The 13,828-nt window shown below is 51.6% G+C and carries 13 protein-coding genes; 6 read left to right on the top strand and 7 right to left on the bottom strand.

What is annotated here, in order from left to right; translation table 11 throughout:
- Positions 1-127 precede the first annotated feature (127 nt).
- From prc to U0026_RS10170, 3 genes are all read right to left on the bottom strand, one after another.
- Complete coding sequence (prc, locus tag U0026_RS10180; protein ID WP_062776183.1) at positions 128-2,176, bottom strand: carboxy terminal-processing peptidase; 2,049 nt, start codon at positions 2,174-2,176, stop codon at positions 128-130.
- 19 nt (positions 2,177-2,195) lie between these two features.
- Positions 2,196-2,888: an RNA chaperone ProQ gene (proQ, locus tag U0026_RS10175; protein ID WP_062776180.1), complete on the bottom strand. Its 693-nt coding sequence runs from the start codon at positions 2,886-2,888 to the stop codon at positions 2,196-2,198.
- Positions 2,889-2,985: 97 nt separating this feature from the next.
- Positions 2,986-3,483, bottom strand: a complete 498-nt coding sequence (locus tag U0026_RS10170) for a GAF domain-containing protein (protein ID WP_062776178.1) — start codon at positions 3,481-3,483, stop codon at positions 2,986-2,988.
- A gap of 143 nt (positions 3,484-3,626) precedes the next feature.
- Here U0026_RS10170 and yebS point away from each other — a divergent pair, with 143 nt between their 5' ends.
- The 4 genes from yebS to U0026_RS10150 all read left to right on the top strand — a co-directional run bounded on the left by yebS (position 3,627) and on the right by U0026_RS10150 (position 9,382).
- The gene (gene yebS, locus U0026_RS10165; RefSeq protein ID WP_062776176.1) at positions 3,627-4,910 is read left to right on the top strand and encodes a membrane integrity lipid transport subunit YebS; all 1,284 of its coding nucleotides are present in this window, start codon (positions 3,627-3,629) and stop codon (positions 4,908-4,910) included.
- Positions 4,879-7,512 (top strand): PqiB family protein, encoded by a 2,634-nt coding sequence (locus U0026_RS10160; RefSeq protein ID WP_062776174.1) that lies wholly within the window; start codon positions 4,879-4,881, stop codon positions 7,510-7,512. Before yebS ends, U0026_RS10160 begins: the two co-directional genes overlap by 32 nt.
- Before the next feature lie 79 nt (positions 7,513-7,591).
- On the top strand, positions 7,592-9,031 hold the full coding sequence (gene rsmF / locus U0026_RS10155; RefSeq protein ID WP_062776172.1) for a 16S rRNA (cytosine(1407)-C(5))-methyltransferase RsmF: 1,440 nt from the start codon (positions 7,592-7,594) through the stop codon (positions 9,029-9,031).
- A 111-nt stretch (positions 9,032-9,142) separates the two neighbouring features.
- Positions 9,143-9,382, top strand: coding sequence for a YebV family protein (locus U0026_RS10150; RefSeq protein WP_062776169.1), 240 nt, complete (start codon positions 9,143-9,145; stop codon positions 9,380-9,382).
- A gap of 34 nt (positions 9,383-9,416) precedes the next feature.
- On the opposite strand, the gene lpxP is transcribed toward U0026_RS10150, so the two are convergent.
- From lpxP to yobA, 4 genes are all read right to left on the bottom strand, one after another.
- Positions 9,417-10,352, bottom strand: coding sequence for a kdo(2)-lipid IV(A) palmitoleoyltransferase (lpxP, locus tag U0026_RS10145; protein WP_062776168.1), 936 nt, complete (start codon positions 10,350-10,352; stop codon positions 9,417-9,419).
- 733 nt (positions 10,353-11,085) lie between these two features.
- Positions 11,086-11,424, bottom strand: a complete 339-nt coding sequence (locus U0026_RS10140) for a YebY family protein (protein ID WP_126441004.1) — start codon at positions 11,422-11,424, stop codon at positions 11,086-11,088.
- 14 nt (positions 11,425-11,438) lie between these two features.
- On the bottom strand, positions 11,439-12,308 hold the full coding sequence (copD, locus tag U0026_RS10135; RefSeq protein WP_062776166.1) for a copper homeostasis membrane protein CopD: 870 nt from the start codon (positions 12,306-12,308) through the stop codon (positions 11,439-11,441).
- 2 nt (positions 12,309-12,310) lie between these two features.
- Positions 12,311-12,685, bottom strand: coding sequence for a CopC domain-containing protein YobA (gene yobA, locus U0026_RS10130; protein ID WP_062776289.1), 375 nt, complete (start codon positions 12,683-12,685; stop codon positions 12,311-12,313).
- A 137-nt stretch (positions 12,686-12,822) separates the two neighbouring features.
- On the opposite strand from yobA, the gene U0026_RS10125 reads away from it, so the two are divergent.
- Together U0026_RS10125 and U0026_RS10120 are read left to right on the top strand one after the other, a co-directional pair.
- Positions 12,823-13,053, top strand: coding sequence for a DNA polymerase III subunit theta (locus U0026_RS10125; protein WP_062776164.1), 231 nt, complete (start codon positions 12,823-12,825; stop codon positions 13,051-13,053).
- Between the two features lie 88 nt (positions 13,054-13,141).
- Positions 13,142-13,810 (top strand): carbon-nitrogen hydrolase family protein, encoded by a 669-nt coding sequence (locus U0026_RS10120; protein WP_062776162.1) that lies wholly within the window; start codon positions 13,142-13,144, stop codon positions 13,808-13,810.
- Positions 13,811-13,828 lie beyond the last annotated feature (18 nt).

Here is a 13,828-nt window from a genome sequence, read left to right as displayed (position 1 = left end):
CAATTTTCAACGATCACGTTAGGCTAAGTCACGAGAAAGACACAACTTTACATTTTGTAGCATAGTTGTTGACGAGAATATGAGAGAGATAAAAAAAACAGGCACAATTGCTTGTGCCTGTTGAGGATTATTGACTCGCCGCAGGTTGTTCTACGGGATTGGCTTTTTCAATCCGCGCCAGATCAACGGCGATTTTAACCGTCTCATCGAGATAAGGATCCGGTTCTTTATAGTCCTTCGGCAGATCGTCGATTTTCTTCAGCGGCGCTTTGCCTTCACGCTTGTAGCGATCGTTAATCCGCGCCAAACGCGTTGCATCGTCTTCATCGTTCTCTTTCAGACGCTGAGCGTAATTCAGAGAAGCAATATTGCGTTTATCCTTCAACGCATTGAAGTGGGCAATATCTTTAGCGATGTACTGGAACTCTGAATCTTTCGCGATACGCTCATCGTGCAGCTTCAACAACTGAGGTTCGAACGGCAGCATATCGCCGGACTTCACATAAGTGGCAGCGTTGACGCTGTCCCACGGCAATGCGTTGTCTTCGAACTTCTCACCCGTTTCGGTTTCTTCCTTGCCGGTTGGCATCAGAATGTCCGGAGTGACACCTTTACGCTGCGTACTGCCGCCGTTGATGCGGTAGAACTTCTGAATGGTGTACTGGACAGAGCCAAGCGCAGGCCACTCAGGACGCAGCATCTGATCGTAAATACGATTCAAAGAGCGATACTGCTGCACGGTTCCTTTACCGAAGGTTGGTTCACCGACGATAAGCGCGCGGCCGTAATCCTGCATCGCAGCGGCAAAAATCTCCGATGCTGATGCACTGAAGCGGTCGACCAGAACCACCAGCGGGCCTTTGTAATACACCACGCCATCGGTATCGCTGTCTTCGCGAACCTTGCCGTTGTTATCACGCACCTGCACCACTGGGCCTGACGGAATGAACAGACCGGAAAGCGATACGGCTTCCGTCAGTGCACCACCGCCGTTGCTACGCAGATCGATAATCACGCTGCTAACGTTCTGTTTTTCTAGCTTCTGCAGCTGTACCTTCACATCTTCGGTCAGACCGACGTAGAAGCCAGGAATATCGAGAACGCCGACTTTATCCTTGCCAACACCTTTCACCGACATTTTCACCGCACGGTCTTCAAGGCGGATGCGTTCACGAGTCAGCGTAACAATGCGGGTTTTCGAACCTTTGCCGGCAGGCAGAATTTCGAGGCGGACTTTGCTGCCTTTTGGTCCTTTGATCAAGGCAACAACGTCATCAAGACGCCAGCCAATCACATCCACCATCCCTTTCCCTGTCTGGCCCACGCCAACAATGCGATCGCCAACGCTAATCGCTTTGCTTTTCGCTGCCGGGCCACCTGCAACCATGGAGTTGATAACGGTATAGTCATCATCCATTTGCAGCACCGCGCCAATACCTTCCAGAGACAGGCTCATTTCGGTATTAAACTGTTCGGTGTTACGTGGGGAAAGGTAGTTAGTATGTGGATCAATTTCGCGCGCAAAAGAGGTCATCGCTAACGAGAAGACATCTTCGCTATTCGTTTGCGCCAGACGGCGTATAGCGAATTTATAGCGACGAGCCAGCGTGTCGTGAATCTCTTTGTCGTCTTTGCCCGCTAGCTTGAGACTCAACTGGTCATATTTGACCTTGCCGTCCCACAGCTTATTCAGCTCGGCCTGATCTTTTGGCCACGGTGCTTTAGAGCGGTCGAGGTTAAAAGTATCAGTACCGGTGAAGTCCATCGGACGCTCAAGCGCCTTAAGCGCATACTCGTAGCGCTCAAAGCGGCGTTTTTGTGCCAGGTTGTAGAGGTCGTAGAAGACGTCCAGTTTACCTGAGCGCAGTTCGTCACCAATCTGCCCTTTCTTCGCCGCAAATTGCTCAACATCACTTGCCAGCAGCACGTTGTGGCTGTAATCCAGCAAATTCAGATAGCGATTGAAAATTTTGGCTGAAAAAGCCTGGTCGAGATCGAACTGGCGATAATGAGAACGGGTAAAGCGCGATGTTACGCGCTCGCTCACCGTCGCGTGCTGGGTCTCTTCCTTAAGAACGGGAAGTTGGTCAGCACGGGTAATATCTTCAACCGCTACGGCATGGCCTGTTATTAATAACAGGCCAGCAAGCGCGGAGAGCCTAAAAAATGTGTTCATGCCTGGCCCGGCCTCCGTTTCAGAACACCAGGTGTTCTGCGCGTACAATCATTGACATACCAGAAGTAAGCTGAACGCGAACGCCGTCTTTGGTGATTTCGAGAATCGTGGCGTCCATGGCGTTATTGCCCGCTTTAACTTTCAGGGATTGACCGACAGTCAACACTGACAAGTCAGATACCGGAGTAAGTTTTTCTTCACGTACTTCGCGAACAGGTTTAGCGGCAGGTTGTGCAGCGGCTGCGCGCGGCTTACGCTCTGCCCCTTCTTTACGGCGCACCGGTGGACGTGGTTTACGTTCACGACGTGGCGCATCACCTGATTCACCTGCGGCAGCAGCCGCTTCGCGTTTCTTCGCTTGCTGTTCTGCGCGCTGCGCCTGAACACGAGCTTTAGCTTCTTCAAGCTGCTGACGCGCATGCGCCACGTGCTGCTCATCCAGTTCCCCACATGGGTTGCCGTCGAGATCAACGCGTACTGCACCCGCTTTGATACCGTAAAGGTAGCGCCAGCTTGAGGTATAAAGGCGTAATGCTGAACGTAATTGCGTTTTGCTGAGGTTCATTTCCCCTTCAACACGCTCGACGAGATCCTGAAAAATACCGACTTTCAGGGGGCGAGCTTCACCTTCCGCGCTGAAACACTGCGGGAAACGTTCGGCCAAAAATGCGATAACTTCTTTACTACTATTCAACTTAGGTTGATTTTCCATGAAATTTCCTGATTACAACGGACGTAGCCAACTAGCCGCAGGCATGAACAGGCGACATTATAATGACGTCATCCGTAAATGCTACGTTATCCGTTGATTATCCTGCGACGGGTGCAAAGAATTTTTGATAATCGGTGGCTTCAAGCACTTTTTGAAGGTGGCCGACCAGTTCAACCAGACCTTTCTCGTCTTCTTCACTAAAACGCGAGAACACCGTACTGTCGATATCCAGCACGCCGATAACCTGATTATTCACCAAAAGCGGCAGCACGATTTCAGCATTGCTGGACGCATCACAGGCGATATGACCATCAAAAGCGTGAACATCTTCAATGCGCTGCACACGATTTTGTGCCACGGCAGTACCGCAAACACCACGGCCAACGGGGATGCGCACGCAGGCAATTTTGCCCTGGAACGGCCCCAGAACCAAAGTATCGCCTTCCAGCAGATAAAAACCGGCCCAGTTTACCTCTGACAGTCGCTCATACAGCAGCGCGCTAGTATTGGAGATTACTGCTAAAAAACTTGTTTCACCTGCCATCAATGCCTGAAAATCACGGTTAAGATCCGTGTAAAACTCTGTCTTGGTCATTATTTGATCACTATTGTTTGCGATGTTACTGATTCGTTACCCGATTTACGGTCTTATAAAATACGCATTAAGTGCGTTCGGGCTCAAGATGAATCCATACTTAGGTTAAGATAGATTTATACATTCATTTCTCAATGTAATAAATGGCACTGATAACTTCACGTATAACGCCGGCAAAAAAAATCCGAATTCACACCGTTATCAAACCACTACCGTGGGCACATTACCAACGTTGCCCCCAGTGCGATACGCTTTTTCGGTTACCGGTCGTAAAATCATCACAACGCGCTTACTGTCCGCGCTGCGATGCCAAAGTTCGTGATGGACGAGACTGGTCGCTGACCCGTCTGGGTGCCATGGCGATTACTATGCTGCTGCTCATGCCTTTCGCCTGGAGCGAACCGCTGCTGCGGCTTTATCTGCTGGGCGTACGCATCGATGCTAGCCTGTTGTCGGGTATCTGGCAGATGACGTACGGTGGTGACCCGGTCACGGCCGCGATGGTTTTCTTCTGTACCGTCGCCGCACCGGCGGTGCTGGTGCTGGCCATCGCCTATCTGTGGCTTGGTAATATTCTGGGTATGAATCTTCGCCCCGTGCTGCTGATGCTGGAGAAACTTAAAGAGTGGGTCATGCTGGATATCTACCTGGTAGGCATCGCCGTTGCGTCGATTAAAGTTCAGGATTATGCGTTTTTGCAGCCTGGAGTCGGCCTGTTCGCGTTCATTTCCCTGGTGGTACTGAGCATTTTGACACTCATTCATCTCAATATTGAACAGCTCTGGGAGCGCTTCTATCCGCAACGCCCCGCAACGCGACCCGATGCCAACCTCCGCGTGTGTCTGGGTTGCCACTACACCGGCTTTGCCGACGACCGCGGCCGCTGTCGCCGTTGCCATACGCCGCTACGCCTTCGTCGGCGACAGAGCTTACAAAAAAGCTGGGCTGCGCTTATCGCTTCCATCGTGTTTATTATTCCCGCCAACCTGCTGCCGATTTCCATCATCTATGTGAATGGTGGACGCCAGGAAGATACGATACTTTCAGGGATTATGTCGCTTGCAAGCAGTAATATTGCGGTAGCAGCGGTGGTCTTTATCGCCAGTATACTGGTGCCATTTACTAAGATTATTGTGATGCTGACGCTGCTCATCAGTATCCACTTTAAATGTGAACAGGGGCTGCGCACGCGTATACTGCTGCTGCGTTTTGTCACCTGGATTGGCCGCTGGTCAATGCTCGACCTGTTTGTCATTTCATTAACCATGTCACTCATTAACCGCGATCAGCTGCTCGCGTTCACAATGGGTCCCGCTGCGTTTTATTTTGGTGCTGCGGTAATATTAACTATTCTTGCTGTTGAATGGCTGGACAGCCGATTACTTTGGGATGCACATGAGTCAGGAAACGCACGCTTCACAGACTGAAGCGCGAATTAAAACAAAACGTCGCATTTCGCCGTTCTGGCTGCTGCCGGTCATTGCATTATTGATAGCGGGCTGGCTTATCTGGAATAGCTATGAAGACCGAGGCACCACTATCACCATCGACTTTATGTCGGCGGACGGTATTGTCCCCGGACGTACACCGGTGCGTTACCAAGGGGTTGAGGTCGGCACAGTGCAGGATATTCGTCTTGCCAGTGACCGCAGCAAAATTGAGGTTCGAGCCAGCATCAAAAGCGATATGGAAGATGCGCTACGGGCTGAAACCCAATTCTGGCTGGTAACCCCCAAAGCCTCTCTGGCTGGCGTCTCCGGGCTCGATGCGCTGGTTGGCGGTAACTATATCGGCATGATGCCAGGTAAAGGTGAACCGCGCGAACGCTTCACTGCGCTCGATACACAGCCCAAATATCGTCTGAACAACGGCGAGCTGATGATTCATCTTCATGCGCCTGATTTAGGATCGCTCGGCAGCGGGTCACTGGTCTATTTCCGCAAAATCCCCGTCGGCCGGGTTTACGACTACGCCATCAATCCCAACAATCAGGGCGTCACCATTGATGTGCTGATTGAGCGTCGCTTCACCAACCTGGTCAAAAAAGGCAGCCGATTCTGGAACGTTTCGGGGATCAAAGCCGACGTTGGGTTGAGCGGTGCAAAAGTGCAACTCGAAAGCCTGTCCGCTTTAGTGAACGGAGCGATAGCCTTTGACTCACCGTCCGACTCGAAAGAGGCGACGCAAAACGATGACTACGGTCTGTACGAGGATCTGGCACACAGCCAGCGCGGCGTTATCGTTAAACTGCAACTGCCCAGCGGTGACGGTCTGAAAGCAGGCTCTACACCAATGCTGTATCAAGGACTTGAAGTCGGCCAGTTAACCAAACTCACGCTTAACCCTGACGGTTCAGTCACCGGTGAGATGACGGTCGACCCTAGCGTTGTGTCGTTATTGCGTGACAAGACACGCATTGAACTCCATCAACCGAAACTCACGCTGGATAATCCAAACCTCAGCATGCTGCTCACCGGCAGCACCTTTGAACTGGTGCCCGGTGACGGTGAACCAAAAGATAGTTTTGCAGTTTTGGCCTCGGATAAAACGCTGCTGCAACAGCCAGGCGTCATGACGCTGACGCTGACGGCACCGGAAAGCTATGGCATTGAAGGCGGTCAACCTATCATGCTGCACGGTGTGAAAATTGGTCAGGTGTTACAGCGCACACTGGGCGCGAAGGGAATCGAATTTGCTATCGCTATCGACCCGCAATACCGCGACCTGGTTCACGGCGACAGTAAGTTCGTTGTTAACAGCAAGATGGACGTAAAGGTTGGCATCGATGGTATTGAATTCCTGGGTGCCAGCGCCAACGAGTGGTTAAGCGGCGGTATTCGCATTTTGCCGGGTGAGAAAGGTGCCATGAAAGCGACCTATCCGCTATACGCCAATCTGGAAAAAGCACAGGAGAATAACCTCAGCGATTTCCCAACCACGACGCTCATGTTAACGGCAGAAACCCTGCCGGATATTCAGACCGGTTCCGTCGTGCTGTATCGTAAGTTTGAAGTCGGTGAGATAACTTCCGTCCAGCCAAAAGCAAATGCGTTTGATATTGCGGTGCATATTAAGCCCGAGTATCGCTCACTGTTGTCCGCGAATAGCGTTTTCTGGGCCGAAGGTGGCGCGAAAGTCCAGCTTAACGGCAGCGGCTTAACGGTACAGGCGTCACCACTGTCTCGTGCGCTAAAAGGCGCGGTCAGCTTCGATAATATTAACGAAGCGAAGAACGGCATTCGCAAAGGAGACAAACGCGTCCTGTTTGCTTCAGAGACGGCTGCACGTGCCATCGGCGGGCAAATCACGCTGCACGCATTTGATGCCGATAAACTCTCCTCCGGAATGCCAATTCGCTATCTGGGTATCGATATCGGACAAGTTCAGGATCTCAAGCTGAACGCTTCACGTAACGAAGTGGAAGCCAGCGCGGTGCTCTACCCGGAATACGTGAGCACCTTCGCCCGTCGCGGGACCCGATTCTCGGTGATCACACCGCAGATTTCCGCCGCCGGTGTCGAGCATCTGGATACCCTGCTCCAGCCTTACGTTAACGTGGAGCCGGGACACGGCGAAATGCGCCGGGACTTTGAGCTGCAGGAAGCGACGATTTCCGACTCACGATATCTCAACGGTCTGAACATCGTGGTGGAAGCACCAGAAGCCGGCTCGATGAATATTGGTACGCCGATTCTGTTCCGCGGGTTAGAAGTCGGTACGGTTACGGGTCTGCGTCTGGGCAGCTTGTCTGACCGCGTGATGATTGAAATGCGCATCGGTCAACGATATCAGCATCTGGTGCGGAATAACTCCGTATTCTGGCTGGCATCCGGGTACAGCCTCGACTTTGGTCTGATTGGCGGCGTGGTGAAAACCGGCACCTTTAATCAGTTCATTCGTGGTGGGATCGCCTTCGCCACTCCGCCAGGAACACCGCTGGCACCGAAAGCGCAGGAAGGTAAGCATTACCTGTTGCTGGAGTCTGAACCGAAAGAGTGGCGCGAGTGGGGTACTGCCCTGCCGCGTTAATTGCGTAAGCGCCGGTGCCTGCCACCGGCGCATTTTTCTGGTAGACTGCGCGCTCTTTATCTCCTTGTGGTACTCGCCAGTGGCTCAAAACTCAGTCTATTTCCCCGATGAATTCCTTGCGCAAATGCGTGAGGCCATGCCTGCTCATCTCTCCTATGAAGCGTTTATTGATGCCTGCCAGCGCCCACTGCGCCGTAGCATACGCGTCAACACACTCAAAATTACGGTCGATGATTTCCTGGCGTTGGTTGCACCCTACAGCTGGCAGTTAACGCCCGTACCCTGGTGCGCAGAAGGTTTTTGGATTGAACGCGAGAATGAAGATGAATTGCCGCTGGGCAGTACCGCAGAACATTTAAGCGGTCTGTTTTATATTCAGGAAGCCAGCTCAATGCTCCCTGTTGCCGCACTGTTCGCCGAAGGGTTAACCCCTGAGCGCGTAATGGATGTCGCCGCCGCCCCTGGTTCAAAAACCACCCAAATTGCCGCAAGAATGAATAACCGTGGCATGTTGTTGGCGAACGAGTTTTCCGCCAGTCGCGTCAAGGTTCTACATGCCAATATCAGCCGCTGCGGGATCAGTAACACCGCCTTAACCCATTTCGATGGTCGTGTTTTCGGCGCAGCACTTCCCGAGTGTTTCGACGCTATTTTGCTCGATGCTCCCTGCTCCGGTGAAGGTGTGGTGCGTAAAGACCCGGATGCGTTAAAAAACTGGTCTCAGGCCAGCAATCAAGACATTGCCAATACCCAGCGTGAACTTATCGATAGCGCCTTCCATGCACTACGTCCGGGCGGGACGCTGGTCTATTCCACCTGTACGCTAAACCGCGATGAAAATGAGTCCGTCGTGGCCTGGCTGCTAGAACGCTACCCGGATGCCGTAACGGTTTCGACACTGGGTGAACTGTTCCCGAGTGCGAAAGAAGCGCTGACCCCAGAAGGCTACCTGCACGTTTTCCCACAAATTTACGACTGTGAAGGCTTTTTCGTCGCCCGACTGCATAAAACAGCCAGCATCGACGCGCTGCCGGTCCCAGGTTATAAGGTCGGTAAACTCCCATTCATGCCGATGAAAACACGTGAGTCAGCAAGCGTTGCGGACGCGGCGAGAAGCGTAGGTATCGAGTGGGATGACGCACTCACGCTGTGGCAACGAGACAAAGAAATTTGGTTGTTCCCGACAGAGATTGCACCGCTGCTCGGGAAAGTTCGCTTTTCCCGCATTGGTATTAAACTTGCCGAAACGTACAATAAAGGATTCCGCTGGCAGCATGAGGCCGTAATAGCGCTGGCGAACACCAGCAAGCGGGGACACGAGTTAACGCTGGAAGAGGCGCAGGAGTGGTATCGGGGTCGCGATGTTTACCCGCAACAATCTCCTGCGCATGACGATGTTATTGTCACCTTCCAGGGCTTCCCGTTGGGGTTAGCTAAGCGGATTAATTCGCGTCTGAAAAACAGCTATCCACGTGAGCTGGTTCGTGATGGCAAGCTGTTTACCAACAAGTCTGAGTAGCGGATAAAAAAACGCATTTTTTGACTGGCATAAATCTCCGCGTTGACTAGTCTGAAAGGTACGGCCCAACTGGTCGTACCACACCCGGTCAGCAGAGTAACGGAGATCACTATGAGTAAAACCAGCGTACGCATCGGCGCATTCGAAATTGATGATGCCGTGCTGCATGCCGAGCAACACGGCGAACGAACGTTAAGTATCCCTTGTAAGTCCGATCCTGATTTATGCATGCAACTTGATGCCTGGGATGCCGATATCAGCATTCCCGCACTTCTTGATGGCGAACAGTCAGTCCTTTATCGTAAACACTACGACCAACCTTCCGACGCCTGGGTTATGCGGCTTGCTTAACCCAAAAAGAACCCGCCATCAGGCGGGTTATTTATTATTTGGCGTGCGGAACGGCCTTATATAAAGAGGCTTCTCCCCGAGGTCGGGTTTTAAACCGGCGATGCACCCACAGATACTGCTCTGGCGCGCGCAGAATTTCACGTTCGATAATTTTGTTCATATAGGACGCCGCTGAAACGTCATCCCCTTTCGGGTAATCCGTCATCGCTTCGCTGATATGCAGGGTATAACCTTTCTTGTGCGGTTTACGCACCATGGTCACCGTCAGCATTGCGGCGCCGGATAAGCGCGAAAGGACGTTGGTACCGTTGGTGGTTGCCGCTTCGCTCACCGAGAAAAATGGTGCGAATACGCTACCTTTCGGGCCGTAGTCCTGATCGGGCGCAAACCATACGGCTTCACCGGCTTTTAATGCCTGAACCAAACCACGCAGGTTACGGCGGTCAATCATCGCTTTATTAGAACGCAGGCGACCGGTAGTCTGCACCCATTCCATGAGCGGATCGTTATGCGGGCGGTAAGTCGCCATCATCGGACGGCACAAGCCCATTGCACGGCCACCCAATTCTAAAGACATAAAATGGACGCCAACTACCATTACACCACGCTGTTCGTTTAACGCGTTGATCAGGTTGTTATAGCCTTCCACATCAAACCATTTTTTGACGCGTGCATCGCTCCAGAACCAGGCCATTCCGGTTTCGATAAGCCCCATGCCAAGCGACATGAAGTTTTGCTCAATCAATTTTTCCCGCTCAGCAGCGTCCATTTTGGGGAAACAGAGTTCAATATTGCGTGCAGCGATGCGCTCACGGCGTTTTAAAAATCGACGTGATGCTTTACCAACAGAAGTGCCAAGGGAATGCAGTATTGGATAAGGGAGTTGAACCACCAACCATAATGCAGCCAAAGCGAACCACTTCAGCCCATTACGCGGGTGAAGCAAGCGGAAATCAAAATTTTTGAACATCATTTATTCCAGTAACGTGGAGCACAGGTAACGCCTAAGGAAAAAACGATTCCGTTCATCTGTCTTTATGCGATACGTATAAGTGTTCGACAGTACTACGTTCGACAAATTCACCACCTGTATGATTTTTACAAAACATCACAGAGACAGCAAAAGACGTGGCGTGGCAAGCTGTGGCTAAACTCGCCGCAAGCATGCACCTTTTCGTAAAAAAAAAATAGAGATTTTTAGTAACAGGCCGAAATAGTACACCATTTTCCGCACATTAATATTATTAGCCGTTGATCTTTTTATTTAATCCAGACGACTCCTGGACAAATACGATAACGGGTACGGAAATTCCCCTGTTATGGCAAAAATAATTTTACCTCATAGGTGAAAAAATGCTTGGATGGCAGCGCGAATCTGTTTACATTGGTTTAACAAGCACGCGGTCGCATGACGCTGTTTGTCCTGCCGGACGTATACAGCAGGCAAAAAGAGACCGAATACGATTCCTGTATTCGGTCCAGGGAAATGGCTCTTGGGAGAGAGCCGTGCGCTAAAAGTTGGCATTAATGCAGGCTCAATCGCCTTGCTTTATAAGAATAGATGACCGTGACAGGTTTTCCAGTCCACACCCTCTGTGAGCTGAAAATTTTCGTCTAATAAACGGCATAAAATGAAAAAACCGCAGACATTTCGCGAGAAAGGCTGCGGTTTTTTGTTAATTTTCAGATGGATATACTACTGGTTAGCAAAGTTTCTCCGCTCGCTCAATAAACGGCGCTAAACTCATTTTTACGCCCGGCTGTTTGGGGGAGTCAACCTGAATGATGCTGAGCGGCTGCGCCTGGGTTTTTCCGGCTTTCACCTGTTCTTGCGCCACGTCGTTCAACGGATACTGAACCAGGGTGCTCGGGTTTATCACATACAACGCATTCCCCTCCCGACAGGTCAACATCACCTCTTCACGGTTAAACGCCCACTTATCTTTGCCCACTTCAAAACGGCTGACCGTGATAACTTGTGCTGCCAGCGCCGTACCCGACACGCTTAACAGCAATAAAGAAAAGATCATTTTTTTCATAATTTCGCCATTTTTAATCAAAAGGGTTCCCAGGTCGCAAACAGGCTTACACATGCCAGTACCCCGGCCCCCAAAACAATTTCAACCTGCGTAATACGGATAAACAGGTGATGAACCCGCGGCCTGGATGCTGCCAAGCGTGGCACCAGAAGATAGCGATTCACTAACGCCGCCGTCACCATCAGTAGAACAAGGCCACATTTCACCCATAAGGCGCGACCATAAGGTGTTGCCGTTGTCATGCCCCCCTGGATAAGCCAGGCGTTAATAAGACCGGTGGCAATTGCCCCTGCGACCGCAAGGTGACCATAGCGGGAGAAGCGCATCATGGTGGTTATCGCAAGCGTACGCCAGCGCCCATTGGTCAGACGTAGGCAATAAAGAAATGGCACCAACCCGCCCACCCATGCGGCAGCACAAAGTAGATGCAGCGCATGATTTGTCCGCTGCACTAACCCCATCGCGCCATCGCCCATGGCTGCATGACCGACACCTGCGAGCAGAATAAACTGCACCACCCCAAGAAGCAAAAGTCTCCGCATCATCTGACGGGGATGTACGCAGACAATCCCCAAAGCAACCCATGCCAATACAATCTGCCATAGCCAGACGCTACCAAACTGTGTTTGCAACACCGCTCGCCAGATGTCAGGTCGCCAGGTATCTGACCAGCCTCCCCCCATTAACCCGCCTTGTACGCCCAGCATCAACATTGCGGTAAGCGCACTGAGTACCAGCATTCCCCGTAGCAACTGAGAAAAGCGCTGTGTCAGTAAACGTCGTAGAGCAGGTGGTGCCCACCAGCCGCCGTAAAGTGTGCAGCCAAAAGCGACCATTAGTGAGGTGAAATGGATAAACCGTAGCGCAATATAGAGTGCCGTCAGCATGATTACTTAACGCTAAATTGATACTGGCCTTTCGTTTTATGGCCATCGACCGAAACAACGTGCCATTCAACGGTGTACAACCCTGATGCCAGCGACTCCGTCAACGGGACGACAAGCTGCTTTTTATCTGTCCCGTTACGTACCGCTTTGCCGATAGTGATGGTCTGCTGATTCGGCCCTTTCAGCGTTACGCCGCTAAAGTTATCTTCAATACCTTCTGAAAAGTTTAGCGTGAGTGTCTGCGGCGCGGGGCTGACTTCCGAATTAGCGGCAGGCGTTTGCTGCTGTAGATGCGCATGCGCTAAAGCCTGCGAAGTCGAAAAGATGCCTAACAAGAATAGCGATGCACAAAATGCGCGAGACGTGGTGAAGTTCATTTCCATCATTCCCTTTAGTTATCAATCTAGCTTAAAGAATAACGCTGTATAATGTTCGAGTCGAGATAAGCGCCCTATGGACTTGCCATTTTGCGAGACTCTTAGTAACTTTTGCGCGTTACCTTAAGGAGTCAATTATGCAAACCAATCTCGCCACCCTTCCACAAGATGAGATGGATAAAGTCAACGTCGACCTAGCTGCCGCAGGCGTCGCGTTTAAAGAACGCTACAACATGCCTATCGTGGCCGAAGTTGTCGAACGCGAGCAGCCCGAACACTTGCGAGACTGGTTTCGTGAGCGGTTGATTGCGCACCGTTTAGCGTCCGTCAATCTTTCTCGTCTGCCGTATGAGCCGAAATCTAAATAATGATTACGCTTAGTGACAAATCCTGACATCCGATTTGATACTCTTTTACAGAATAAAAGACCACTGACACGTGTTGAAGGATGCAACTATGCTGACATGGACTATTGCTGCGGCGCAATATGCGCCACGTAAAGGAGACGTCGCAGAAAATATCGCCCACCATCTGCGTTTTATCGATGCCGCCGCAAAGCAGGCATGCAAAGTATTAATTTTCCCTGAATTATCGCTCACCGGGCCCAATGATGAACAATACCTCCCGACCCCGCCCTGCGACGCCCAGCTTCAACCGCTGAGTGACGCAGCCCAGCGTTATCAAATGACCATCATTGCCGGACTGCCGGTCGACCAAAACGGCACACGGATTAAAGGCATCGTCATTTTCGCCCCTCACACCCGTCAACCGGCTAAACATCATCAGGGAAATGGAACCTGTCTTGCACCGGACTCCGATCAAATCAGCATCTTTGAACTTAACGATGAAGGCTGCGAGCTGTCACATCAGGCATCGCTGTTGGCGACCGTCAGCTCGATGGCTGAACCCCAGCAGCAGCGTACGACCCAGCGTTTGCAACGTTTCGCGCATAAGTATGCTATCGCCGTCCTAAAGTCCAATTATGCGAGCGGGACGTTTTCTGGGGGGAGCGCGCTATGGGATGAAAACGGACAACTTATCGTTCGTGCCGACAGCGGTGAATTGCTGCTCACCGGCAGAAAAAGCGCCCAGGGTTGGCAAGGCGAGATCATTCCTTTACGCTAGGCGTTTTTGGCCGGGAGT

This window comes from Kluyvera intermedia (assembly GCF_034424175.1).
Taxonomy (GTDB): Bacteria; Pseudomonadota; Gammaproteobacteria; order Enterobacterales; family Enterobacteriaceae; genus Kluyvera; species Kluyvera intermedia.
This window is presented reverse-complemented; position numbering and strand designations above follow the sequence as displayed.